Annotated in this window: 20 protein-coding genes and 2 tRNA genes; 2 read left to right on the top strand and 20 right to left on the bottom strand. The window is 61.6% G+C overall.

Features of this window, described 5'->3' with window-relative positions:
- Positions 1–98: 98 nt before the first annotated feature.
- Complete coding sequence (locus Q0G18_RS02730; RefSeq protein ID WP_297149290.1) at positions 99–1,445, top strand: hypothetical protein; 1,347 nt, start codon at positions 99–101, stop codon at positions 1,443–1,445.
- A gap of 204 nt (positions 1,446–1,649) precedes the next feature.
- On the opposite strand, the gene Q0G18_RS02725 is transcribed toward Q0G18_RS02730, so the two are convergent.
- From Q0G18_RS02725 to Q0G18_RS02630, 20 genes are all read right to left on the bottom strand, one after another.
- Entirely contained in the window at positions 1,650–2,831 is a 1,182-nt protein-coding gene (locus tag Q0G18_RS02725; RefSeq protein WP_297149288.1) for a MalY/PatB family protein, read from the bottom strand.
- A gap of 98 nt (positions 2,832–2,929) precedes the next feature.
- Positions 2,930–4,141: a PLP-dependent aspartate aminotransferase family protein gene (locus Q0G18_RS02720; RefSeq protein ID WP_297149286.1), complete on the bottom strand. Its 1,212-nt coding sequence runs from the start codon at positions 4,139–4,141 to the stop codon at positions 2,930–2,932.
- Positions 4,142–5,015: 874 nt separating this feature from the next.
- Positions 5,016–6,302, bottom strand: a complete 1,287-nt coding sequence (locus tag Q0G18_RS02715; RefSeq protein WP_297149284.1) for a HipA domain-containing protein — start codon at positions 6,300–6,302, stop codon at positions 5,016–5,018.
- Positions 6,299–6,535: a helix-turn-helix domain-containing protein gene (locus tag Q0G18_RS02710; protein WP_297149282.1), complete on the bottom strand. Its 237-nt coding sequence runs from the start codon at positions 6,533–6,535 to the stop codon at positions 6,299–6,301. Before Q0G18_RS02710 ends, Q0G18_RS02715 begins: the two co-directional genes overlap by 4 nt.
- Positions 6,536–7,153: 618 nt before the next feature.
- Positions 7,154–7,453, bottom strand: a complete 300-nt coding sequence (locus Q0G18_RS02705; RefSeq protein WP_297149280.1) for a hypothetical protein — start codon at positions 7,451–7,453, stop codon at positions 7,154–7,156.
- Between the two features lie 11 nt (positions 7,454–7,464).
- Positions 7,465–7,959, bottom strand: a complete 495-nt coding sequence (gene leuD / locus Q0G18_RS02700) for a 3-isopropylmalate dehydratase small subunit (RefSeq protein WP_158050276.1) — start codon at positions 7,957–7,959, stop codon at positions 7,465–7,467.
- A 21-nt stretch (positions 7,960–7,980) separates the two neighbouring features.
- Entirely contained in the window at positions 7,981–9,249 is a 1,269-nt protein-coding gene (gene leuC, locus Q0G18_RS02695; RefSeq protein ID WP_297149278.1) for a 3-isopropylmalate dehydratase large subunit, read from the bottom strand.
- Between the two features lie 306 nt (positions 9,250–9,555).
- Positions 9,556–9,825 (bottom strand): helix-turn-helix domain-containing protein, encoded by a 270-nt coding sequence (locus Q0G18_RS02690; RefSeq protein ID WP_297149277.1) that lies wholly within the window; start codon positions 9,823–9,825, stop codon positions 9,556–9,558.
- A gap of 776 nt (positions 9,826–10,601) precedes the next feature.
- Positions 10,602–11,516 carry a peptidoglycan-binding protein gene (locus tag Q0G18_RS02685; RefSeq protein WP_297149276.1) on the bottom strand — a complete coding sequence of 305 codons (915 nt, stop codon included), beginning with the start codon at positions 11,514–11,516 and terminating at the stop codon, positions 10,602–10,604.
- A gap of 9 nt (positions 11,517–11,525) precedes the next feature.
- Entirely contained in the window at positions 11,526–12,575 is a 1,050-nt protein-coding gene (locus Q0G18_RS02680; RefSeq protein WP_297149275.1) for a polyprenyl synthetase family protein, read from the bottom strand.
- A gap of 54 nt (positions 12,576–12,629) precedes the next feature.
- Positions 12,630–12,714 (bottom strand) — tRNA-Leu (locus tag Q0G18_RS02675).
- Between the two features lie 23 nt (positions 12,715–12,737).
- On the bottom strand, positions 12,738–13,700 hold the full coding sequence (locus tag Q0G18_RS02670; protein ID WP_297149273.1) for a Ppx/GppA family phosphatase: 963 nt from the start codon (positions 13,698–13,700) through the stop codon (positions 12,738–12,740).
- Positions 13,700–14,827: a septum formation initiator family protein gene (locus tag Q0G18_RS02665; RefSeq protein WP_297149271.1), complete on the bottom strand. Its 1,128-nt coding sequence runs from the start codon at positions 14,825–14,827 to the stop codon at positions 13,700–13,702. The genes Q0G18_RS02670 and Q0G18_RS02665 overlap by 1 nt, the downstream gene beginning before the upstream one ends.
- Positions 14,828–15,019: 192 nt before the next feature.
- On the bottom strand, positions 15,020–15,400 hold the full coding sequence (locus Q0G18_RS02660; protein WP_296059490.1) for a metal-dependent transcriptional regulator: 381 nt from the start codon (positions 15,398–15,400) through the stop codon (positions 15,020–15,022).
- Positions 15,401–15,479: 79 nt separating this feature from the next.
- The gene (gene hypD / locus Q0G18_RS02655; RefSeq protein ID WP_297149269.1) at positions 15,480–16,583 is read right to left on the bottom strand and encodes a hydrogenase formation protein HypD; all 1,104 of its coding nucleotides are present in this window, start codon (positions 16,581–16,583) and stop codon (positions 15,480–15,482) included.
- Entirely contained in the window at positions 16,580–16,804 is a 225-nt protein-coding gene (locus tag Q0G18_RS02650; RefSeq protein ID WP_158050267.1) for a HypC/HybG/HupF family hydrogenase formation chaperone, read from the bottom strand. The genes hypD and Q0G18_RS02650 overlap by 4 nt, the downstream gene beginning before the upstream one ends.
- Positions 16,805–16,821: 17 nt before the next feature.
- Complete coding sequence (locus tag Q0G18_RS02645; protein WP_297149267.1) at positions 16,822–19,437, bottom strand: carbamoyltransferase HypF; 2,616 nt, start codon at positions 19,435–19,437, stop codon at positions 16,822–16,824.
- Between the two features lie 79 nt (positions 19,438–19,516).
- Positions 19,517–21,229: a glucose-6-phosphate isomerase gene (locus Q0G18_RS02640; RefSeq protein WP_297149265.1), complete on the bottom strand. Its 1,713-nt coding sequence runs from the start codon at positions 21,227–21,229 to the stop codon at positions 19,517–19,519.
- Between the two features lie 200 nt (positions 21,230–21,429).
- A complete protein-coding gene (locus tag Q0G18_RS02635; protein ID WP_158050265.1) occupies positions 21,430–22,143 on the bottom strand; it encodes a LytTR family DNA-binding domain-containing protein in 714 nt (237 codons plus the stop codon).
- Positions 22,144–22,457: 314 nt separating this feature from the next.
- Positions 22,458–23,858 carry a Sapep family Mn(2+)-dependent dipeptidase gene (locus tag Q0G18_RS02630; RefSeq protein WP_297149263.1) on the bottom strand — a complete coding sequence of 467 codons (1,401 nt, stop codon included), beginning with the start codon at positions 23,856–23,858 and terminating at the stop codon, positions 22,458–22,460.
- A gap of 174 nt (positions 23,859–24,032) precedes the next feature.
- Between Q0G18_RS02630 and Q0G18_RS02625 the strand changes: the two genes are divergently transcribed.
- A tRNA-Leu gene (locus Q0G18_RS02625) sits at positions 24,033–24,116 on the top strand.
- Positions 24,117–24,267: the final 151 nt, after the last annotated feature.

Below are 24,267 nucleotides of genomic sequence, written 5' to 3'. Positions count from 1 at the left end.
GCCGCAACAGCGGCGCGAAATGGGCCATAGGGGTATTGCCAAGCCCGCACGCGCTCCCACATACTTTCAGGCGACAAACCGAATGCTAAGGAGGCTTCATGGAAGATTTCTTCGCTATCAAGTGCCGCAATTGCGGCGGCCCCATGTATTCTCACCAGGCAACCCGCAGCTTCGAATGCGCGTATTGCGGGACGAGCGAGCCCTGGGGAGAAGGCGCGGCGGGGCAAGATTCCATCGTGAAGTTCCGCCACCAGCCCCTTCAAATGGTAAACGGCCTGATCAAGCTGCCCCAAGTGTCGCGCCTCGAGCCCCCGAAGGAATCCGACTGGTACTTCTTCAAGCCCTACTGGCGCAACATGTCCCTCGCCGAGTGGATCTTAAACGAGGACCCCGCCACCGCAGGCGAGTTCGAGCGCGCAACAACCGTGAGCATCCCCTGCCCGTTTTGCGGCGCGGCGTTCGAGGGCGAGTCGACCCAGAGCGTGTTCGAGTGCCCGTCGTGCGGGAACAAGATCGGCGCCACCGACCTGATGCAACCCGGCACGTTCAGCAAGCACCTGTCTATCGGGACAGGCTCGGAATACATCCCCGACCAGGCAATTCCCTGCCGCATATCCGAGCAGCAGGCGCGCGCAAACGCCCGCGAGCTCGTGCGACAGCACCCCGACCTCTTCGCGGGGCACAGCGTCGAGGACGCCATCGACAGCCAGATGGTTCTCGCGTATACCGCGGTATCGCTCGCTGACCTGCGCATAATCGCGTCTTACCCCGGCAAGAAGCTCCAGAAGGAGACGCTCGTGCTCTTCGAGGTGCTCGATTGGGTCTATCCCAAGACGCGCATATTCGATTTGTCCCTCATGAACCTTCTGGAGCCGTGGGATTTCTCGGCGGTGGCCCCCTTCGACCCCGCCATGCAGGAAGGGAATTTCCGCGTGGCGGCCGTCGAGGCTTTCGCGAAGGACAGCGTCATCATCGACAACCTGGCGCTCAAGATTGCGAAAACCGACGCCGAGGAAGCGCTCGGCCTGAGCAAGAAGAGCCTGCGCACCTGGACATATAACGTGAGGAAGCACACTTCCGGGCTCATGCTCGTGCCCATCTACTACGTCGATAGGCCCGCCTCGGACGGGCGCGAGGGTGAGCAGGTGCGCATCGCCGTGAATGGCCAGACGGGACGCGCCGCCGCCGTGGTGTTCAGCGAGACGCGCGAAACCCACGTTGTCGCCCCGCTCAGCTCGACTGTGCACCTCTCGGGCGAGAGCACCGTGCACGCGACGCCCATCGAGATTCGCTACGTGAAGTCGCCTTTCCTGCACGAGATCGTCCGCATCGGTGGCAGCGGCGGCAACGGCGGCACCCCACAGGCCGAGGCGAAGCGCGAGGGGTCTTTGCGCGAAGAGAAGGTTAAAAAGCAAGGGTTCTTCTCGAAGCTATTCGGGAAGTAAGTCGCCAGGCGGCAAACACTTACAAGGAGGGGGCGACCAGGGACAATGATAGCCTGGTCGCCCCCTTTGCATAGCCGCAGGGTCTAAGGCAGGAGAGCCGATTCTAAGGCTGGCGACTCCTGACCCTAAAGCCGGAGACCTCGATTCCAAGGTTGGAGAGCCCTCATTTAAACCTCGTGGCATTTTTCCCTACAACAATGGTGACTACTCCCCCAGAGCCGTCACCGCCCGCTCGAGTCGGCCGCAGGCGTCCTCGATCATGGCCTTCGGGCTTGCGAGATTCACGCGCACGAAGCCGGCGCCCTCGGGGCCGAACATCGTTCCCATATCGAGCCAGAGCTTCGCGTCATGCCCCACCAGATGCTTGAGCTCGGCGTCGCTAAGCCCCAGTCCGCGGCAGTCGAGCCACGGCAGGTACGTGCTCTCGAGCGGCACGAGCTCCACGCCAGGCATGCGCGAAACCGCCGCCTCGAGCACGGCGTAATTCTCGTCGAGCACGCCCTTGAGCTCGTCGAGCCATTCTCCGCCCTGCTCATAGCACGCCTGCGTGGCCACGACGCCGAACACGCTCGGCTCGTCGTAGCCCGTGCGGTCGAGCGTGCGCCTGAACGCGGCGCGCAGATCGGGATTCGAAATGAAGATGTTCGACAGCTGCAGCCCTGCCAGGTTGAACGTCTTGCTCGGCGCCGTGCAGACGACGGCGCTTTTCGCATAGCGCTCGCCGAGCGAGGCGTACGGCACATGCACATGACCCGCGCGCGCAAAGTCGGCGTGGATCTCGTCAGCGACCACCACGACGTTGTGGCGCAGGCAGATGTCGCCAATGCGGCGCAGCTCGTCTTCGGTCCACGCGCGTCCCACGGGATTGTGCGGGTTACACAGGATGAACAGCTTCGCACCCGATTTCTCCAGCTCGCACTCGAAACCCTCGTAGTCCATGGTGTAGCGCCCGCCCTCGTAAAGCAGCGGACTCGTGACCATCTTGCGGCCGTTGTCCTCGATCATCATGCGGAACGGGTAGTACACAGGCGGCTGGATGATCACGGAATCACCCGGCTGCGTGAACGAGGTCACGGCCATGGCCAGGGCAAACACCACGCCGGGGGTCATGACGAACCACTCGCGCTCCGGGCGCCAGCCGTGACGGCGCTCGAACCACCCTTGCACCGCCTCATAGTATCCGTCGGGTGCCATCGAGTAGCCGAACACGCCGTGCGCCACGCGCTCCGTCAACACCTCGATTGCGGCGGGCACGGTCTTGAAATCCATATCGGCGACCCAAAGCGGCAGCTCATCGGAGGCGTGGCCGCGGCGACTCCACGCGTCCCACTTCAAGCTGCCCGTGCCGCGGCGATCGATAATCGTCTCGAAATCGTACTTCGTCATGCGAATGCTCCATTCACTGTCGCACACAAGGTCGCACCCAGGCGCACCCGTCCTGGGCAAAACGCGCAACCTTGGTAATTTTTCCTCCCTCGATAAGGTTACCCTATTGCCTGCTCCAGGTCGGCGATAAGGTCCTCCGCGTTTTCGAGGCCGACCGAAAGGCGCAGCAGGCGCTCATCGATTCCCAGCTTGTCGAGCATCGGCTTCGGAATCGAGCCGTGCGTCTGCACGAGCGGATACGTCACGAGACTCTCCGTGCCGCCAAGGCTCTCCGCGAAAAGAACGAGCCGCACGCGCTCGAGCACCGCCAGCGCGCGCTCGTGCGCGTCGACCTTGAACGACACCATCGCGCCGAAGCCCGAGGTCTGCCGACAGGACAGCCCGTAGTCCGAGTGATCGGGGTCGCCGACGTAGAACACGTCTGTGACGTGGGGGTTTCCCTTCAGAGCCTCCACGATGCGCTTCGCGTTGTTCTCCTGCTGGCGAAGGCGAACGCCGAGCGTTTTCAGGCTTCGTAGCATAAGCCAGCTGTCGAACGGGTCGAGCTGGTTGCCCTCGCTCATCGCGGCGTTGAACAGCGTCTCGAGCAGCGTGCCGTCGCGCAGGACGAGAAAGCCCGACAGCACGTCATTATGGCCGCACAAGTACTTCGTGCCGCTGTAAACCACCACGTCAGCGCCCAGTTCGAGCGGTTTCTGGAAATACATGGTGAGGAAGGTGTTGTCCACCGCAAGCACCGCCCCGTGCGAGTGCGCGGCTTCGGCGACGCTGGCGATATCGGCCACCTTCATGGTGGGGTTTGTGGGCGTTTCCAGGAACACGAGCTTCGTGTTCGGCTTGAACGACGCCGCAAGCACGTCGGCATCGGTAAGGTCGACGTAGTCGAATTCCAGCCCGTACTGCGTGTAGATGTTGCTGAACAGGCGATACGTGCCGCCGTAAAGGTCGTCGCTCACCAACACGTGATCGCCCGAGCGCAGAAGCTTGAGTAGCGTGGTGATAGCCGCCATGCCGCTTGAAAACGCCATACATTTCTTCCCGCCTTCCAAAAGAGCGATGGTGTTCTCAAGCTCCAAGCGCGTCGGATTTCCGCAGCGGGAATAGCAGTAGCCGGTCGATTTGCCCCATGCGGGGTGAGCGAACGTCGCGGACTGATAAAGGGGGTAGCTGATGGCGCCCGTGCGCACGTCTGCGCCCTCGTAGCCGTGGACCGCGATGGATTCCGCGTGCCAGCCAGCGTGTTTCTCCTGGTCTATGCCGAGAAGCCCCTCGATTTCCCCAGCCATTGCCTCAAAGCTTGAGTCGTTCATGTGAGCAGTGCTCCCTTCCCCTGATGCCGTCTTCCGCAAAGGACAAACACACGGAAAACGCTAGCCACCCCGGCGGCATCGCCCATACGAGGCGCGCAAAGACCGAGAGGCGCAACAGCTCGCAGAAATCTTGAGGCTCTCGCCCGCGCGGGACGGCACGTGCTCCCAGTTCACAGCGCAGCAAGCGCACCTGCCCAGCAACGCCATCAAGCCCACTGCCCACGGAGGCAGCACGTCGCAGCCAGCATTTCCCTAGCAAGTTTGTATGGTTCGAATACAAGTGGTTAGTGTATCGGAGAACCGTGCTACTTGCGCGAAAATCAGATAACTTAGATATTCATTATTCAGAACACCAGCTATCAGGCAAGAAACCACTGCCACGACCCGCCGAAAGACAGCGCTCAATCCGCCCAAATCAACGCATCCGTGGACAAATAGCGGCGATATGTGAGCCTGGGAGCTACCCCTGGACGCTCGGTCTTGCCCCCTGCAGTCTGCGGCCTGGGCTTTTGCCGAGCTTCTCGAGGAAGGCGGGTCGATGTCGTGGGCGAAGCCTCGCATATCGACGATTTCTGTCCACGACAAGCCGTTTCTGAGGAAAAAGCCACCCTAACGGTACGCCTCGAATACTATTTGCTCGATGTGCGCAGGTTTTGACGGCAGGCGGCAGAAGACGAAAAGCTCGTGAAAAACCGCGCCTTTCTGACCTGGCATTATAGAGAACGCCCGCCCAGCCTGCGGCGGCTTCCGATTGCGGTCCGCTTCCCGCCACGCGCCGCCCGCCTACGGCAGCTTCCCACCGCAGACGCATCCCCGCGCATCGCCAAACCCCTAAAATACGCGAGACTTCGTTAGCCGAATCCCACATCCCCGCTTAGACCAATATCGATAAGCGTCGCTCAACGCCCGGCATTAATTTGTCCAGCACATCTTCCACTTGGGGAAACCCTTCCTCGGAAAGGACCCGCGCAGCGTTTTCGAGTGCCGGAGCCAATTCGGTGCGCATGTCGGCGAACATACCTTTTGCCATAGTTTTCGACACGCCTATTCCCGAAAGACGGCCGAGCACCATATCGGCGGTTACCTCGTCGATCACCCGACTGCCGCCAAATGATACCCCCATCTCCCTTGCCAGCTGCGGATACATTGTCGTGTTAACCACATCATAAAGCGGCGCGAGTCTGGCAGTCGCCCAATCCGCCGAATAGAGAACAGACCAGTTTTTCAGATGATTGTCGCAATTCCCCATCGCATAATCGAACAACTGGAAATATGCCAGCATGAACCTATCTTCCAGGGGATCGGCCGACTGCTCCGCAATTGCAGTCGCAATCAGATTTAAGTAGTTTACCTCGGTTGGTTCATATTTGAGAGCAGAACCAATCCCCAACGTCTGGCACATATCCTCTTGGTGCAACCTCCGAGGAACACGAAGCCCGTTCGCGCAACGCGCGTCGCCTTCGTCGAAATAGCGATCGTACCGCTCAACAGCGAGAAGGGGGTTTTCCTTGCCTGCGTCTATGAGAAAACACCACTCGGCCGTTAATTCCATGCGCTGAGCGGCTCGCATGCAAAGCGCTTCGCACAGAGTTTCACCAGGGAATGCGCTTGAGCAAGCCTTCACTATGTGGGTTGACGGAGCGGACCCCGTGGGCAAAAACCAGCCCTCATTTGGATCGTCTCCTTCATGATACAAGCCCACTTTCGATTGCGCACCAGCCAGAGAAATACGGCTTTCAAGCGTCATCTCAAGCGCCTCACGCGCAGGCTCCGATGCGAGGGCGGACATCTTTCTCGGCGACAACTCTTCGTAACCCATATGCAACTGCGAAATGCCTCGCTCGTCAGAAAACAGCAATGCGCCAATCGGCTCGTTGCGAACTTGATTCAAAACGCCCAGATAATCTCGACGGTCGATCTTGGCGACTCTTGCGATATCCCCGCGAAGCGAACCTTCGGGAACAATCCCGTCGAAGAAAGCCTTCGTGACAGCCGCATTGAACGGGGCATTCGAAAGCGGAAGCTTATTCGAAATCGCATGCGCATTCTGCGACGAAAGGTACTCGGAGTCATATCGAAATGACGCTGCCCCCGTTTCGTCCGAAAGCGCGCCAACCCGTTGGTAATCGCCAGAGAATTCCCTATACACTTCCAGCTTCACGAGGAGCGCCCCCTTACCGAAAGCTCCATATCCACGCCAAGTGTCAGGGCGTAGTCCAGTATCACACCGATTCCCGCCGTTGGGCGGCCGCGTTCGATTTCGCTGATAACACGAACACTGTGGTTGCAAAGGTCGGCTGCTGTCTGCTGCGTATAGCCAAGCTCGCGCCTACGCCGTCGCAATGCGGCCCCCAGCTGTTCTGCGGACACGAAGCGCTCATGCACAAGCGGCATTTCTCCTTCACCGAGGCGAATTCGTTCGCCAAGGGGAACGGTAACTTTGCCAACCCGTCGCGTTTTCATGGCAAACCTATCTCTCGTTAATTTTCCCGAACGGGGTAATTATAGCAAGCTATGATCTATTTTTCCCGAACGGGAATATTAAAAGATAATGCCATTGTTTTTCCCGAACGGGATAAATAGCTGACATAATCAGCACATCGGCATACCTGCGGACAAATAGCGTCGATATGTGAGTCCGAAAGCGGCCCTTGGATGCTCGGTCTTGCTCCCTATAGTCTGCGACCTGGGTTTTTGCCTATCGCCCCGAGAGAGACGAGCCGAAGGCGGAGGCGAATTCTCGCATATCGACGATTTCTGTCCACGACGAGCAGATTCTGAGGAAAAGCCATTCTCAACGCCGTGCCTCAAAACCATTTTGCTCGCCGCCTCCCATTTCTTCATGCCTGAGAAATGGGAGGCGGCTCAAGATTCAGAAAGCGAGAGGCGGTTTGTATCCGAGAAACGGGAAGCCGATCATGCCCCAAGGAACGTGGCGGGGCGCATCCAGAAAACGGGAGGCGGTTCGGCCGAATCCTCCAGGCATCCCGCCCTCGTTCGGCCCGCTGCGCTCTAATCCTCCAGACATCCCGCCCTCGCGCGGATTGTTGCAGCATCCTGCGTAGCGTCAAGCTGCGCCAACGCTTCTGCGAACGTGGTGGGCTGGTTCGCTTCCTGGCTTTCCGCAAGCTGGGCTTTCCCGAGGGTCGCATCGGCTCGGTCGTTGGATTCGCCTTGTGCCTGGTCATTCGCCCAAGCGAGCGTCTGGGCGCTCGGAGCAAGCAGAGACAGCGCGGTAACCGTCGCTACCGCGCACCTTCCCACAGCGCAAGCCGCCGCCTGTCGCCCCTTCAGTTTCGAGTGCCTCGCCATTCCTTCCCCCTTCACTTCCCCAGCACCTTCTTCGTGCGGTTGATAAGGCCGCCTTCCTCGATAATCTCGCGGATGAACGGCGGGAACGGCTGTGCCTTGAAGGTCTCGCCCGTCGTGGTGTTCGTGATGATGCCCGCGTCGGCGTCGACATCCACAACGTCGCCCTGCTTGATAGCATCGACCGCCTCGGGGCACTCCATGATGGCGAGGCCCGTGTTAATCGAGTTGCGGTAGAAGATGCGTGCGAAGCTCTTCGCGATGACCACGTCGACGCCCGCCGCCTTGATGGCGATCGGCGCATGCTCGCGCGAGCTGCCGCAGCCGAAGTTCTCCTCGGCAACGATAATGTCGCCCTTCTTGACCTTCTTCACGAAGTCGGCGTCCAAATCCTCCAGGCAATGCTGCGCGAGCCACTCGGGCTCGGAAGAGTTCAGGTAGCGGGCCGGAATGATGACGTCGGTGTCGATGTCGCGCCCGTAGCGATGCGCGGTACCCTTGAAATGCATGAGTGCAACCTTCCCTTCCCGTTAGTCCAAATCTTCCGGCAGGCCGATGTGCCCCAAGACGGCGCTCGCCGCGGCAACGGCCGGCGAGGAGAGATAGACCTCGCTCGTCGGGTCGCCCATGCGGCCGACGAAGTTGCGGTTGCTGGTGGAAATCGAGCGCTCACCTGCGGCGAGGATGCCCATGTAGCCGCCCAGGCACGGGCCGCATGTCGGGGTGGACACCGCGCAGTTGGCGTCGAGGAAGATATCCATGAGCCCCTCGGCGATGCACTGCTTGTACACCTGCTGGGTCGCAGGAATCACGATGCAGCGCACGTCGGGGTGAACCTTGCGGCCCTTGAGCACGGCCGCCGCCTGGCGCATGTCCTCCAGGCGGCCGTTCGTGCAGCTGCCAATGACGGACTGGTCGATCTTCACATCGCGGGCCTCGGCGACCGGGCGCGTGTTCGATGGCAGATGCGGGAACGCGACCGTCGGCGGAATGTCGGACGCCTTGATCTCGTACACCTTCGCGTACGTCGCGTCGGGGTCGGAATGATACTCGGTGTAAGGGCGCTCGGTGCGGCCGTCCATGTAGGCGCGCGTGATGTCGTCCACCTCGATGAGGCCTGCCTTGCCGCCAGCTTCGATCGCCATGTTGGAGATGGAAAGGCGCTGGTCCATCGACAGGCTGCGGATGGCGCTGCCCGTGAACTCCATCGCCTTGTACAGCGCGCCGTCGACGCCAATCATGCCGATGATGTAGAGGATGATGTCCTTGCCGGTAACGCCCGGGTTGAGCTCGCCGTCGATCTTGAAGAGCAGCGTCTCGGGCACCTTGAACCACGCCTTGCCGGTGGCATAGCCGACCGCGGCATCGGTGGAGCCGACGCCCGTGGAGAATGCGCCGAGCGCGCCATAGGTGCAGGTGTGGGAGTCGGCACCGATGATGAGGTCGCCCGCGCCCACGACGCCCTGCTCGGGCAGAAGCGCATGCTCAACGCCCATGCAACCGACTTCGTAATAGTGCGTGATGCCCTGCTCGCGGGCGAATTCGCGCACCTGTTTGGCCTGTTCGGCGCTCTTGATGTCCTTGTTGGGAACGTAGTGGTCGGGCACTAGGGCGATTTTGGTCGGGTCGAACACCTTCTCGACGCCGATCTTCTTGAAGTTCTTGATCGCGATGGGCGACGTGATATCGTTGGAAAGCACGAGGTCGAGATCGCATTCGATCAGCTGCCCCGGCTCCACTTCATCGAGATGCGCATGGGCGGCCAGAATCTTTTCCGCCATGGTCATGGGACGTGCCATGTTGACTCCCTCTTTCGTGCAGTTGAACCGTCTGTAAAACCCGCACATTGTAGCACTCCCACCAGGTCACGAAGTTCATCCGCACGTAAGATGCAGATTGCCACAAAGCGTGAGAAAGCGCACGGCGGGGGAAGGCTCGTGGAGAGGGAAAGGGCGACGGAAGGCAGCTCGCAGCGGGAAGGCGAGAGGGGCGCACGAGAAAGCGCACAGGGGGCAGCGCGCGGCAAGGGGAAAGCGCGCGGAAGGCGGGAGAATCGAGCCCTAGAGAGCCTTGCGCCGAAGCGCGCAGAGCAAATAAGCCGCTCGTTATCTACTCAGTCGATACGTGTTGGCGCCTTGCCGGCCGTCAGGAAGAAGATTCTCCTCCACCTCGATGTAGCCCTCATTGCACAGGCGGGTAATCGCCCGGTCGACCGCCTTCGTGCTGCTGCGAAGGTGCTCGGCGAGCTGGCGCTTCGATTCGCTCGTCCCGTCTCGACCGACCGTCCGGAAGGCAATATAGCCGAGCAGGCGTTCCTGCATCGGGGTGAGATGCTCGCGCTCTTCTTCCGTGGGCGTTTCTGCCTTTGACACCATAGTGTCCCCCTTTTGGTTCGTTCCTCGTCCGTTTTATATCGATCGAACATCTTCTCGATGTTGTTGCTGGGAATCGTCAAGAGCCGTTCAGGCCTCTATTCGATTATATGCTGCGCACCCCTGTTCACCTGCCCAATTGAGGGATGCGCAAATAACAATTGACGCCTTTGCCGCCTCTGCTCTTTCATGATGCGCGCTCGTATGGTAAGCAGCCTAACGCTGTCCCGCTTGAGCGCGTTTGCGAGAGGCAAACGAGGCATCTTTCGCGTCGTTTCCGTAGGCGACCAGTCCGCCGGGTGCGAGACCGAAGGCAAGAGCTGCAGCCACTATAAGACCGAGTATTTTATTTGCAGATGCCCTCATTACGCGTCCCCCATTTTCTTACAACTGTCAGGCATTATGTCATGCTTGAAGTCGATAAAACAAGGGCAATCAACCCCCCCCCCGAAAAAACAAAGTAGTATTGAGTTTTACTTGCTAGTAGCCTTACGAAAAACCTCCGCCACAAAAAATGCAAAGCGCTCGCGCGAGCGAATATCACCCGACGCAAAGAGGAGCACGGGCATAATTGCCCCGCCCCCAATGCAGCAGGAGAAGCACGCAGGCAATGGCCCACCCCATGCGGCGAGGAGAAGCACTCTCGGGCAGTTCCGCCATCCCATACAGCAAGAGAGCCGCACTCTGGCGGCTCTCGTTTGGTTTGTCTAGCTGTCGCGCCACACGACCGCGTAAGACGCGCAGTCATTCCCCGCAAGACGCACGCCGAGAGGCAGCGCTTAGGCGGAACGCTCGCTTTGGGAAAGCGCAGTGCACAAGGCGTCGAGCAGGGTGATTGCGAAATGCTGGGCGCTGCGGCCCTCGCCCGCGTCTTCCCACACGCGGCCGGGAAGCTCGATGGCGATACGGCGCGGCGTCGCCTTGCGAGCTGCGGCGATGGCCTGCTCCAAGCGAAGCGGCAGCGTGGCCTCGTCCTCGTAGCTCACGCGCGGTATCTTCTGCACTGCCTCCTCCTCGGGAAGCACAATGTGCACGAGAAGCATCGACTCGTCGGGCGCGACAAGAAGCGAATCCGCAGAGAGGATCTTCGACTGCGGGTTCGTAGCAAGCGAGAGGTTCGACATGCGCGACGCGACGCTGCGGGCGAACTCCTCGGTACCGAACAGGCACAGCGCGTTCCGCTCGAGCACTCCCGCCGCACGCGCGAACCCGAGGTGGACAATCTCGTGGATGGCTGCCTTGCCAACCCACGAATGGTGCAGGTTCTGGATTGCGGCATACGTGTACGCGCCCGCGATGCCATCGGAAGGAAGGCCCAGGTTGAGCTGGAATTTGCGCAGCGCGTCTTCGGTATGGGCCCCGAAGATGCCGTCGATCACGCCGCAGGCGAACCCGAGCGCGGAAAGCACCTGCTGCAGCTCGCGCACATCGCGGCCATGGAAGTACGGCATGCGCAGGTAGAGCGTACGATCTCCCAGGGAGAACGTCGCGTCGACGAGCGCCGACCACACCTTCTCGTCGACCTCCTCGGCCGCAGGAAGGCCCGACTTCACGCAGAAGGCGCGCACTGCGGCAACCGTCACGTCGTCGAAGACGCCGCTCACGGCGCCTTCCTCAAGGCAATCGGCAGCAACGAGGCGCTGCTGCACGTCCTCGACCGCCGGCCCTTTGTCGTTTCGTTTGATCCTATCCATGAGAACCGCCTACTTCAATCTGTTGACGAACCAATCGGCCATGGAGATGAGCAGCTTCAGCGAATCGGACGGCTCGACAAGGTCGACCAGACGATTCTTGGCGATGCTCGTCAGGTTTTCCGCGTAGGTGCGCGCATATTCGATGGACCCGGACTTGACCATGATGTCCACCGCCTCGGCGAGGACGGCAGGATCTTTCTCCTTCGAGGAGAGAATCTCGATCAGGCGCTCGCGCTTCGGGGAGTTCTGCAGCGCATGGACGACCATGAGCGTGCGCTTGCCCTCGGTGATGTCGCTGCGGAAATCCTTCTTGGTGGACTCCTCGCTGCCGATGAGGTTCAGCAAATCGTCTTGAATTTGGAAAGCGAGCCCCGTGTCGAGGCCGTAGGAGCGCAGCGCCTCGATCTGCTGCTCGGTGCCGCCGCCCACGATGGCGCCGACCGCTAAGGGCACCGCGCCCGAATAGTGCGCGGTCTTGTGCGTCGCCATGACCAGGTAATCCTCAGGCGTGATGTCGTAGCGACCGTCGCGCGCCCATCCGATATCGAGAGCCTGGCCCTCGATCGTGCGTCGCGTCATTTCGATCAGCTCGCTGACCACACGCACCTTCACCGCGTCGCTCAACAGCGGATCGTTGATTACCGTACCGTTGACCAGGGACAACGCAAGGTCTCCCATATTGATGGCAAGTCCTATGCCCTCGGTAAGGTGCAGACAGGGTTCGCCGCGGCGCAGCTCGGCCTCGTCAGCGATGTCGTCGTGAATGAGCGCCGCCGTGTGGAAATGCTCGATAGCCGCCGCAGCGCTCGTGGCGAGATCCATGTTCCCGCCGACTGCGCGACATGCTGCGAAGCAGATGAGCGGGCGGTGGCGCTTGCCGCCGTTTTCGCTATAGCGCTTCAGGGGATCGTAGAGATAGCGATCCATGTCGGGATGCGAGCCCGACGGAATGTAGGCGTTGAGGATGTCCCCTATTTTGGACGCGTAACAGCTCAGGTACTCCTCGAAAGAGGTGGGGGGCTGCTCGGTCAATGCGATGATGTCGTTGATGGTTTCCATGCGGTCGGTAAATCGCCTGTCTTCATAGATCGAACGTTTCCAGAAGCAAACATCTGGTAGGGGCGGTGGGACTCGAACCCACAAGCCTTGCGGCGGCGGATTTTAAGTCCGCTGCGTATGCCAATTCCGCCACGCCCCCGTGATTTGCTCGTGCAAATCCTATCACAAGCACGATTTTTCGCAGGCCTCATGCGAGACTGCGAGCGTAATACCATGCAGAATGTCCGTTTCGCTCACCGTAAACGCATCAATGCCGGCGAAATCGAGCACTTCGAGGAGGATGAGAAGTCCCGCGACCATCACGGGCGCGCGCTTGGGGTCGAGTCCCACCACCTGCATTCGTTCAGAAAGCGGCAGAGCGGCCAAGTGCTCGTACACTTCGAGCAGATCCTGCCGGGAAACCCGCGCCTTGTGAACGCGCGAGGAATCGTAGGTCTCCATGCGCTCGCGGATGCTGACGACGGTTGTCGCCGTGCCCGCCACCGCGACGACACGCTCGAGCAACGCCGCCTCTTTCGCCTGATCGGCGAACCAGGAAGCCATCTGCTCTCGAATCCATGCGCGCGCCTGGGCAAGCTCCTCGGGCGCAGGCGGGTCGCTCGCCAGGAACTTCTCGGTCACACGGCGGCATCCCACGTTGAAGGAATGCGCGCACAAAGGCTCGGCGCCACCCGTTCCCATGACGACCTCAGTCGAGCCGCCGCCCACGTCGACCACCATGAGGCGCTCACCCGAAAAATCGATCGAGGCGCCCGAAAACGACAACGCCGCCTCGCGAGATCCGGGGATGACGGAAAGCTCGATGCCCCGTTCGCGCAGACGCGCTGCAAAATCGGCGGCGTTGCGCGCGTCGCGAGCTGCCGATGTCGCCACCGCGACGGTGCGGACCACCGGATGATTAGGCGTCGAGAGCGAATCGCGCACCGCGAGGAACCCGTCGATGGCTCGAACGACGCGGTCGATCGCCTCGGGCTTGAGCTCGCCCGTTGCGTCCACCCCTTCACCGAGGTTGGTGATGGCGTATTCGCGCGTGAGCTCGTGGAGCCCCGACTCGTCCGCATCGACGACGAGCATACGGCACGTCACCGTCCCGATGTCAATTGCGGCATACCGCCCGCAGCGCATTATTTCTCCCCGAAGATCGGATCGAGCAGCTTGGAGTACCACGTCTCGGGAGCGGGGATGCTACCAGGCACGATGCTCGCCGTGAACGTCGAGTCGTCATCGAGGTCGAGGCCGTACACGGTGACGGCGTTCTCGCCCTTCGAGACCCAGCCGAACTCCTGATGGGCGCGATCTTCCACGCCCGCATCGGTCGAAAGCGCGTCGACCGTCGCCTGAATCGAGTCGTTGCGCTGCTCGATGGCGGCATATTCCGCCTGGAGCTGGTCGCGCTCCCGCACGGAATGATAGAGCTGCGCCGCTGAAGGGTAGAGGAACGACACGGTGAACACCAGGCAAAACGCCGTGACCGCGGTTGCGATGAACCAAGGCTTTCTCACGAGGCGCGATGCGGGTTTTTGAGAGTCGCCGCCGCGGGTGCGCTGCGACGCGGACGACGATTCCTCGTTCTGCATGCGGGAGGAACGACGATGCGCCGAGCCCATTTCCCCCTTGTACACCGCCGCGCGCGAGCCGCCTTCTCCAGGAGCAGCGTCGCCGTTGCCGCCATACTGGCGCGCGAACTTGCGATCAGCCTTGTCTTTCGCGTGCTTGCGCTTGAGCTTCTCGAAGCGAGAAAGCGTTTCGGGCTCGCGCTCAGCTGGCTCGGCATCTTCCCCATCAAGGGAATCGTCCCAGGCAAGACGGCTGTTCGCATAAGCGTCTCGGGATTGCGCGGAATATGCGCGTCCATCGAAGGAGCTTCTATCGGAAACGGGGCGTCGGGAATCATACAAGCTGGAACGGGTTTCGCGGGCGTCGCCGAACGAGCGAGATTGGAACTCGCCGCGGGCTCCCTCGCCCGAGTAGCGCGAGCGGGCATCGCCACGGGCACCGTCGAACGAGCGCTGGCGGATTTCGCGAGCGTCGTCTTCGGAATAGCGCAAGCGCTCCGCCGCGCGGGCGGCATAGTCGGAGTCTCGGCGCGTGCGGGCAGCCGCATTTGACCCCGAGCGCTCGCGGGAGGAATGCCCCGTTCGGGAAGAGCGCGCATCGCGCGTTGCGTATCGAGAGGAATCGTGTGAGTGCGAGCGGTCGCTTTGCGCGCGACGCGCCTTGTCAAACGAAAGGATTTTCGCCTGGTGTGTCAACGAATGGCCCCTTAGTGCATCGTGGTTTGATAAGAGTGTGTGTAATGCAAGAAGCTCTTCGCAGGATACCACACAAACGAAGCGCCGGCACGTGGGAAAACGGCCGGCGCTCTGCGATGGTTTGCTTTGCTCTTGGCCTGCTGAACAGCCCCGATACTATCACGAGAAAAATAGGGGGCGAAGATTGGTACTCTAGAGGTCAAGCTGCTTGATATAAGAATTCCATTTCTTGAAGGACTCGTCGCTGATGGCGTGCTCCATCAAGCACGCTTCCTCTTCGGCCGTGTCCTCGGGAATGCCCAAAACCTTGGTGAGGAACTTGCGCAGAAGCTCGTGGCGCTCGAGCACCGCCGCGCCATAGCGATAGCCGTTTTCCGTCAGCGTGACGTCGCCGTAATAGGGCTGATCGGCGAAACCCTTTTCCTTCAGGGCGTTCATCGCCTTGTTGACAGAGGCCTTGGAAACCCCCAGTTTGTTCGCGATATCGACCGAGCGCACAGAGTTCTCGGTCGTTCCACCCAGCATGACGATAGCCTCAAGGTAATCCTCATGCGACATGGAGACTTTTTCCATTTCCATCCTCCAATCAGCGCTTTTTTCTATGGTACCACAGCGCGAAGGGTAACGGGGAAGTTCTTAGCTGTGGCTAACTTTAGTAATACCGGTAGTACGCCGCACAGCTGCCTTCGCTCGACACCATGCAAGGCCCCACCGGGTTCTCCGGCGTGCAGACCGTGCGGAACAGCGGGCATTCGTTAGGAGCCATGCGAGCTCGCAACACATCGCCGCAGCGACACCCCTTCGGGTCGTGCGTCGGCTCGACATCGGGCTCGAAGCGGCGAACCGCGTCGAAGTCGGCGAATTCCTCGCGGATGCGATACCCCGAGCCGGGGATATCGCCCAAGCCGCGCCACGTGGCCGTGCAGGTTTCGAAGACCTCGTCGATCGCGGCGAGGGCAACAGGATTCCCCTCGGGCATGACGCCGCGCGCGTACGCTATCTCGATTTCAGCGCGGCCCTCGTGCAGCTGGCGCACGAGCATGGCGATGCCCTGCAGCACATCGACTGGCTCGAACCCGGTGATCACACCGGGGATGCCGTATTTCTCCGCCAGGAAGCGGTACGGCTCAGCACCGATGATGGTGCTCACGTGACCAGGGAGGATAAGTGCGTCGAGCTCGAGCGTGGGGTCGCCTACGAGCAGCTCCAACGCGCCGGGCATATTCTTGTGCGCCGCGAACACGGTGAAGTTGGAAAGCCCCATGGCCTTCGCGCGCTTGATCGCCATAGCCACAAGCGGAGTCGTCGTCTCGAAGCCGACGCCCACGAAGACGACCTCCCGCTCGGGATGCGCCTTCGCGAAGGCGAGCGCATCGAGGGGCGAATAGACGATCTCGACCGAACGGCCCGCGGCCTGCTCCGCAAGCAAGCTCGAAGTGGACCCGGGGACGCGCGTCATGTCGCCGAAGGTAGTGATGGTGACGTTCGGAATTCGAGCAAGCGCGATCACCGTGTCGATGTCGCGGTTGCATGTGACGCAAACGGGACACCCGGGGCCCGACGCCAGACGCAGCCCCGCGGGCATCAAATCGCGGATGCCGTTGCGCGCGATGGCCACGGTATGCGTGCCGCACACTTCCATAAGCGTCGCATGCTCGGGCGCAAGGCGGTGGATGGTCTCGATGAGGCCGCGCGCGAGCTTCGGGTCTTTAAACGCCGAGAAATCGATGTCGGCGGCATCCTCCAAGACACTCATACGGCGACATCCTCAAGCTGTTTGACCAGTTCAATGGTTTCTTTTGCATAATCAGCATCGACAACTTCGATAGCGAAGCCGGCATGCACCAACACGTAGTCGCCGACGTTCGCCTGCGGCGTGAGATCAAGCGCCACCTCGCGCGTGACGCCGAGAATCTCTGCCGTCGCCAAATTGTCCGATTTCTTTTCCGTGATCAACGCGGGTATTGCCAAACACATAGGCACTCAGTCCTTTTTTACTCGTCGTGCGTCGTCTCGTCTTGCGCACATGCTATCACAGCCTGGCCGTAGGAGATGCATCCGTCGTTGGGCGGCAGCTCGCGATTGACGGCAACGGTGAAGCCCTCGTCCTGCAAAGCCGCGAGCGCATGCTCGATTATGAAGCGGTTCATGAACACGCCGCCCGAGAGCGCCACCGTGAACACGCCGTAAACGCTGTACGCAAGCTTCGCCGCGTTCACGATGGCTTCCACAAAAGCACCGTGGAAGCGGCGGGCGATGGTCGCTGCGGGGATGCCCGCCTGCATGTCGTCGAGAAGCGCCTTGAAGGTGGGCGCCGCGTCGAAGAGCAGGACCGACGTGTCTTGGGCGGTCGACTTCGACGTCGCGGTGTTCTTCGTGATGGCGACCGAGTAACGGCTGTTGACGCCCGCCTCGTCGGTCGAACAACCGTCAGGAGATGCGGCCAGCCCCATGGCAGCCTCCAAGAGAACCGCCGCCTCGCTTTCGTAGGTCGGATGCTCGCATATCCCCAAGATGGCGCTCGCCGCGTCGAAAAGACGCCCGACCGACGAGGTCATCGGCGTGTTCAAGCCGCGCTCGATCATCTGGTCGCAAAGGTCGGCCTGCTCGCCAAGCGCATCGAGTACCCGCTTCGCCGCCGGGTGTTCGAGCAGGTCGAACTCCCACAGAACGCCGTACGCCATGCGCAAGGGATTCTTCACGCAGGCGGCACCGCCCGGCATGGGAACGTAGGCGAAGTTTGCGAACCGCTCATAGGCCTGCGCGTTTGCGAGCAGCACTTCCCCACCCCAGATAGAGCCGTCCGCACCGAACCCCGTTCCGTCGAAGGCGATTCCGCACACCGCGCCCGAAAGCCCGTTCTCGCCTATGACCGAAGCGATGTGCGCATGGTGATGCTGCACCTCGACCAGCGGGATATCGAGCTTTCTCGCCTGCTCGCGCGCCCATTTCGAAGCGAGATACTCGGGGTGCGCGTCGCAGGCAAGGCGCGTCGCGCGCAGCTCGAAAAGCTTCTCGAAGCGGCTTTTCGCGTCGAGCCAGGCATCGAAAGCTTCAGCGTTTTCCAGATCGCCCACATGCTGGGAGACGAACGCCTCCGAACCGCGAACGAAAGCGAAGGTACTTTTCTGCTCCGAGCCTGCCGCAAAGAGCACCGGGGCGACCGCAGCAGCTTCGTGGCCTGCAGTTTCGGGAGAGCCCTCATGTCCAGCGGCGCCAGTCGCCTCGGGGGCCGCGGCATCCTCCGGGGCTGCGGCAGCCTCTGGGTTGGTGCTCGCCTGCGCCAGCTTCAACGGCACGGGCGCGAACCCGCGCGCACGGCGGATCACTTGCACGGCGGCGCCCGCAGAGCCCGCCGAGATGATGCGAACCACCGAGTCGTCGTAGCGCGAGAGGATGGCGCGATTGTTGCCCAACACGGCACACGCGATGCCCCCGAGCTTCCCGCGTGCTTCGGCATCGTCGGTAACGATCGGCTCATCGTGGATATTTCCCGAGGTCATCACAAGCATCGGAGGTTCAGGGACGCCCATTTTCTCAAGGGCACGGGCGAAATCGTGCAGCAAAAGGAGCTGCAGCGGGGTGGCGGGGAGCATGACGCCCAGCTCAGGCAGCTTGTCGGCAAGGCCTGCAGCAAGCGCCACACCCGGGCGCTTCTTCAACAGCACGATCGGACGCGCCGGATCGGTGAGGGCCTTCTCCTCCTCGGGCGTCACCTCGCAGACACTGCGCGCCGCCTCGGCGTTCGCCATCATGACCGCGAACGGCTTGCCGCCGCGGCGCTTTCCCTCACGAAGTTGGGCGATTGCCCCGGCGTTGCGCGCGTCGCACACCAGGTGAAACCCGCCGAGCCCCTTCACGGCCACAACTTGCCCGGCGCCGAGCAGCTCGACCGCCCGCGCGATGAGGGCATCCGAGGTCTCGCGCGTCTTTCCCCAGGTGATGCACCAGCCATCGGGAAGAGCATCAGAGGCCACATCCCCCGCCCCACGCGTCGGGAAGTTCTCGCCTGGCGTCGCCTCGCAGTCGGGGCGCCACGCCAAAGAAAGGTGCGGGCCGCATTCGAAGCACGCGTCCGGCTGCGCGTGGAAGCGGCGGTCGAGCGGGTCGGCATATTCGGCAGCACAGCGCTTGCACATGGGGAAATCCTTCATAGACGTGCTCACGCGATCGTAGGGAAGCGCGTCGATGATGGTGAAGCGAGGCCCGCAATTGGTACAGTTGATGAAGGGATAGCGGAAGCGGCGGTCGTTCGGGTTGAAAAGCTCCGCCGCGCAGTCGTTGCAGGTGGCCAAATCGGCTGACACGAGCGTGGTCTCTTGCACCGCGGCGTCGTCCGAGAAGCGGATCTCAAACGAGTCGAAGTCCTGAAGGGGCACTTCCTTAAGCTCGATTTCCTTCACCTGCGCCGCCGTGGGCGCGTTCTCGGAAAGCTCGATCACGAACTCGTCGAGCAGGCGGCTCTCCCCTTCCGCATGGATGTTCACGCCGTCCGCCGCGTTCAAGACCCATCCGTTGATCAGGTATTTTTTCGCCATCCGGTAGACAAAGGGTCGAAACCCGACCCCTTGGACGATTCCCGTCACATGAATATCGAGCGCCTCGATCATGCTTCTCACCCTCAAAAACTCAGACAATACAGAAAGCCGCGCCCCTCTTGCGACGGGCGCGGCGCGAATCAGCAGGGACCTACAGCTCGGCCAAAATCTCGCGAATGACGGCGGCGAGCGCACGCAGCGTCACTCCCGAGTTATCGGGGAGATGCAGATGCACGCACCGTCGGCCGCGGCTTGCCAGCGTGAGCAAATCGCCCGACGCCTGCGCCTTCGCGAGCGCGCCCAGGCTTTCCGCCTCGCGCTTGAGCGGGATGTCCTTCAGCTCGTCGGCCGACAAAATGAGAAACACGCCGCAGTTCGGGCCGCCCTTCTGCAGCTGGCCGGTGGAGTGCAGGTAGCGCGGGCCCACTTCCAGACACGACGCGACGTGGCGCGATTCGCCCACCCCGTGGCGGATGTCCTCGAGCGCTTCGCGGCGCCCCTCGCCCGTGAACGGCAGAAACGCGTTCAGCGCGAAGAAATCGCCCGGCTGGATGCTGCCGAGCAGCGCCCGCAGGACAGCTCGCACGTCGGTGCAGTCCTTAAAGCACGGGGCCAAGCGCACCTCGACCTCGCCCATGTGCACATCGCCGATGAAGTCCTGCACGAAATCGGGCTCGGGCTGGCCCTCGGCAAGAATCTTTAGGACCTCGGCCTTCGCCGACGCGACGTCGGGCTGGTCGAAGGGGCACACGCGCATGAGGTAGCCGCACATCGCAATGGCGTATTCCCACATCACGAAGTGCTCGGCAAGCTCGAGCGCGGAATCGATCTTGAAGTTCAGGCGCGGAATGGACGGATCAATATAGGCGAGGCTCATCTCGAAGTTCTTGCGCTCGTCCCACAAGTCGGTCTTCGTCTGATACATGATGACGCTGCGATCGCCTGCGTCGCGCGCGAGCAGGAGCGAATCGACCTCGATGTTCGGCAGGATGCCCTGCCCCTCCTTGCCAAGCGACTCGGCGACGAGCTGCTCGATCCAAAGGCCCAAGACGCGCCCGCGCTTCGGCGTGAGGAACGAGAACTTGTTGCGGCCCTTGAGATAGTTGTCGTAAAGAAACGCGGCGAGGTTGATCGCCGGGTTGTCGATGGAGTCCTCGCTGCAGCGCTCTTCGGCGTCCTTCGCGTGGGCGATGAACTGCTCCAGGTCGATGCCAGCGAGCGCTGCGGGCAGAAGGCCGAAGATCGACAGCGCGGAGAAGCGTCCGCCGACGGTGGGCTCGCCGTTGAAGACGGCCAGCCAGCCCTCTTCGTGCGCCTGGCGCTCGAGCTGCGAGCCAGGGTCGGTGATGGCGACCAGGTGGTTCGCGAAGTTGATTTCCGGTGCCTGCGCCTCGAGGGCGTCGCGCAGCGCAGAGGAGAGCAGGCGCGGCTCGATAGTGCCGCCCGACTTCGAGGACACGATGACGAGCGTCGTCGCAGGGTCGCAGTCGGCAAGCAGCTCGCGCATGCGCACGGGAGAATCGGAATCGAGCGTCTTGAACGAGACGCGGTTTGCCCGAACCGTGTCGGACTTGTTGTATTTCGTGATGGTCATGGGCGCTTGCGTTGATCCGCCCTGGCCGATGAGGACGACGGTCTTGATGCCGCTCGCCACCACATCGTCAGCAAAGCGCTGAACTTTCGCGAGGTCGCACTGCGGGCGCATGCCCAAATCGACCCAGCCCATAAAGTTCTCGGCGGTTTCGCGCGCACCGTCGGAGAAATCATAAAGCGATGCGTCCTTGGCCAGCACACGGCTGGCAACGCATTCCTTCACAAGCGTTTTCGCAGAAGGGTATAACTTTTCCATGTCGCTTGTCAGCATGTAAACCTTCTTTCGGTATCGTGTAGGCCCCCTCAAAGGCACGCACGACTTGAATTATCCTCGAACCCTGTGATGGAGTTATGGACAAGTGGGGGAACGGGTCGAAATCACCGCGTTTTGCTCCGCGCAAAAAGCGCCCGCCGCAAACGCGACGAGCGCTTTTGACCTCGATCAAGAAACCTACTGCGGAGCCCTGCCGCCTACAGCCCCAACGCCTTCTTCAGCGCGCTCACGCGCCTGCGGCTTACGGGGATTTTCTCTTCCACGCCGTTCAGCGTGAGCAGCAGCGTGCCGCCGGAGACCGACTCGATTTCCTCGACCATGGAAAGGTTCACCAGATACCCGCGATGCACACGGAAGAACCCGTGGCCGTCCAGGCGCTTCTCGAGCTGAGCCAAGCTCACCGTGGAGAAATAGCGATCCGTGTCGGTTTGCAGGTATGCGTAATCATCGCGTGCCATGACGAAGCGAATCTTATCGATGCCGATGAGGATCTTCTTGCCACCCTTTTCCACGGGAATGCGCTCGGACTTCTGGGCCTGCACATGCAGCGAAACGTGCTCGCGGACGCGCGCAAGCGCCTGGGAGAGGCGCTCGGTCTCGACCGGTTTCACCAGATAATCGATGGCGTTCACCTTGAACGCGTCGAGCGCATGCTCGCTGTAGGCGGTGACGAACACCACCGCGGGCGGGAATTTCAGATGCTGCAGCGCCTCGGCCAGTTGCAAGCCAGTGGCTTCCGGCATGTTCACGTCGAGGAACATGACATCGCAGGGGTACTCTTTGAGCTTCTCGATAGCCTCGCGCACACTAGCCGCCTCGGCAACAACCTCGGTCTGGCCAAGTTCGTCGAGCAGGAATTTTAATTCGGAGCGCGCGGGGGCCTCGTCGTCGACGATGATTGCTTTAAGCATATAAGCCTCCCAGTTCGTGTTCGATGATGCCGCTTCTGCGCCTTTCGCAGAGCGTACTCCTAACGGTCGATTATAAATCAAAGCATCCCGAATTTGTACGTTATGCGGCATCATTTCGAAACAGCGTCGAACGCAATGGGGATGGTTGAGGGTAAGGCAGCGGACAGGAAGAGACGGGGGTCAGGTGATTCCTCTCGCTCCGCGACGCTCCGTAGGCGAATCGGATCACCTGGCCCCGTCGCAGACAGGCTCTGTGCGCCGCACCAACCGTCGAACGGCGCGCCGACCGCAGGGCGACCCGGCGCGCCAGCCCCCTACAGATCGAGCTCCATCAAACGGGCGATAGTGAGCGCGTAAATCTTGAACGCCTTCTTGAGCAGTTCCTCGGACACCGTCTCGTCCGGACCATGCATGCCGCCCGCCCATTCGGGCATCTCGATCCACGGCATCTCGGGGCCGAAGCTCGCGGCGCAGGAGAACTTGCGCGCGTACGTGCCGCCGCCCTGCGTGAAGGGCTTGGCGTGCTCACCCGTAGCCTCGTTGTATGCGGAGAGAAGCGCCTGGACGTAACCCGATTCGGGGTCGATGAGAAACGGCTCGACCGTACGCGTCGCCTCGAAGTCAGCTCCCGCCTCGCTCGCAAGCGCCGCAAGGGTGCTCGTGAGCTCCTCAGGCGTGGTCGACGTGGGGAAACGGCTGTCGAGCGTCTGCTTCACGCGCCCGTCCTGCATGCAGATGGTGCCGCCGACGACGGTCAGCTCCCCGAAGTGCTCGTCAGCTGTCTTGATGCCGAGATTCGATCCGTCGGTCGCGCTCGTGAGCTTGCGAACCAGCTCGAAGAACGCCCGCTCGTCAGCCGTGCACACGTCGTTTTCCAGAAGGTAGGCGACGAGCAGGTCGATGGCGCTTTTGCCGAGATGGGGCAAGCTCGCGTGAGCGGCCTTCCCCTGCGCGTCGATGCGCGCCATACCCTCGCCCGCATCGGTGACGACGATGCCCTCGGCCGCGGGAAGCGTTGATGCGTCAACGCGCACGATCGCGTGGGCGATGCCCGGGACCGCATTCGGCGCCGCGCCGCCCTCGATGTCGACGATCGCGCCGTCTTCGAAGCGCTTGCTCGTGAGCGTGGCGTCGTAGAGGCCCTTCTCGCCGTAGCTCACCGGGAACTCAGCGTCAGGCGTGAAGAGAAACGCCGGGTCGGCGAAGCGCTCTCGGTAATACGGGACATCGTGCATGCCCGTTTCCTCGTTCGCGCCGAAGATGACCCGGATGGTGTAGGGCAGCTTCTCGCCCTTGTCGAGCCAGAACTTCACCGCATGGAGCGTCGTTACGATGGGGCCCTTGTCGTCGATGACTCCGCGGCCCATGAGGTAGCCTTCGCGGCGCGTGACGGCGAACGGCTCGACCGTCCAACCGGGGCCGGCGGGAACCACGTCGACGTGCCCGATGATGCCGATTTGCGTGTCGGATTCACCCGGCAGGTCGGCATATCCCACGTAGCCGTCGACGTCGTGAACCTCAAAGCCCATGCCGCGCGCAATGTCGAGCGCCTCGGTAAGGGCAGCTCGGGGGCCGGGGCCGAACGGTGCGCCGGGTTTTGCCGCCGGCAGGTCTTCCGTGCTCTCGATGCGCACGACGCGCTCGATGTCCGCGACGATGCTTTCCCAATTCTTCTCGAGATACGAATCGATCTCGCCCGCAAGAACGTCTTCCACGAGGCAGCCTCCTTGGTCTTGTTGCTATCGCACCAACTTTACCCCAGCGCACAGCCCGCGAACAGACCACAATCGCGCGATTCGCGAAAGGAGGATGAAGCCGAACGGGGCAAACGGGAGCAATTTTGTCATAGACGCGTATGCGCGCTTCCGTTATACTGTGAAGGCTGATGTGCCCGAGTGGCGGAATGGCAGACGCGGCGGTCTCAAAAACCGTTGTCTCACGACGTGCGAGTTCGACTCTCGCCTCGGGCACCAGTTTTCTCACAAGCAAGCCGCCGATTAGGCGGTTTTGGGATATAGGCAAAAAAGTGTGTCTCGGGCTATTCGCTGGCATGGGACCACGGATCGCTCGAGTGGAACTCGCTCCACACCACCGCGTCGCCCCATCTCGCCACGGACTCGTCCC

The sequence above is a fragment of the uncultured Ellagibacter sp. genome (assembly GCF_934636505.1).
Taxonomy (GTDB): Bacteria; Actinomycetota; Coriobacteriia; order Coriobacteriales; family Eggerthellaceae; genus Ellagibacter.
This window is presented reverse-complemented; position numbering and strand designations above follow the sequence as displayed.

Excerpts from the sequence above, each read along its gene's own strand:
- Q0G18_RS02720 (WP_297149286.1), bottom strand. The coding sequence starts at position 4,141 with ATGAACGACTCAAGCTTTGAGGCAATGGCTGGGGAAATCGAGGGGCTT.
- leuC (WP_297149278.1), bottom strand. The coding sequence starts at position 9,249 with ATGGCACGTCCCATGACCATGGCGGAAAAGATTCTGGCCGCCCATGCG.
- Q0G18_RS02710 (WP_297149282.1), bottom strand. The coding sequence starts at position 6,535 with ATGCCGCTTGTGCATGAGCGCTTCGTGTCCGCAGAACAGCTGGGGGCC.
- Q0G18_RS02645 (WP_297149267.1), bottom strand. The coding sequence starts at position 19,437 with ATGATCGAGGCGCTCGATATTCATGTGACGGGAATCGTCCAAGGGGTC.
- Q0G18_RS02650 (WP_158050267.1), bottom strand. The coding sequence starts at position 16,804 with ATGTGTTTGGCAATACCCGCGTTGATCACGGAAAAGAAATCGGACAAT.
- Q0G18_RS02690 (WP_297149277.1), bottom strand. The coding sequence starts at position 9,825 with ATGGTGTCAAAGGCAGAAACGCCCACGGAAGAAGAGCGCGAGCATCTC.
- hypD (WP_297149269.1), bottom strand. The coding sequence starts at position 16,583 with ATGAGTGTCTTGGAGGATGCCGCCGACATCGATTTCTCGGCGTTTAAA.
- Q0G18_RS02660 (WP_296059490.1), bottom strand. The coding sequence starts at position 15,400 with ATGGAAAAAGTCTCCATGTCGCATGAGGATTACCTTGAGGCTATCGTC.
- Q0G18_RS02685 (WP_297149276.1), bottom strand. The coding sequence starts at position 11,516 with ATGGATAGGATCAAACGAAACGACAAAGGGCCGGCGGTCGAGGACGTG.
- Q0G18_RS02705 (WP_297149280.1), bottom strand. The coding sequence starts at position 7,453 with ATGGCGAGGCACTCGAAACTGAAGGGGCGACAGGCGGCGGCTTGCGCT.
- Q0G18_RS02680 (WP_297149275.1), bottom strand. The coding sequence starts at position 12,575 with ATGGAAACCATCAACGACATCATCGCATTGACCGAGCAGCCCCCCACC.
- Q0G18_RS02730 (WP_297149290.1), top strand. The coding sequence starts at position 99 with ATGGAAGATTTCTTCGCTATCAAGTGCCGCAATTGCGGCGGCCCCATG.
- leuD (WP_158050276.1), bottom strand. The coding sequence starts at position 7,959 with ATGCATTTCAAGGGTACCGCGCATCGCTACGGGCGCGACATCGACACC.
- Q0G18_RS02635 (WP_158050265.1), bottom strand. The coding sequence starts at position 22,143 with ATGCTTAAAGCAATCATCGTCGACGACGAGGCCCCCGCGCGCTCCGAA.
- Q0G18_RS02725 (WP_297149288.1), bottom strand. The coding sequence starts at position 2,831 with ATGACGAAGTACGATTTCGAGACGATTATCGATCGCCGCGGCACGGGC.
- Q0G18_RS02640 (WP_297149265.1), bottom strand. The coding sequence starts at position 21,229 with ATGCTGACAAGCGACATGGAAAAGTTATACCCTTCTGCGAAAACGCTT.
- Q0G18_RS02670 (WP_297149273.1), bottom strand. The coding sequence starts at position 13,700 with ATGCGCTGCGGGCGGTATGCCGCAATTGACATCGGGACGGTGACGTGC.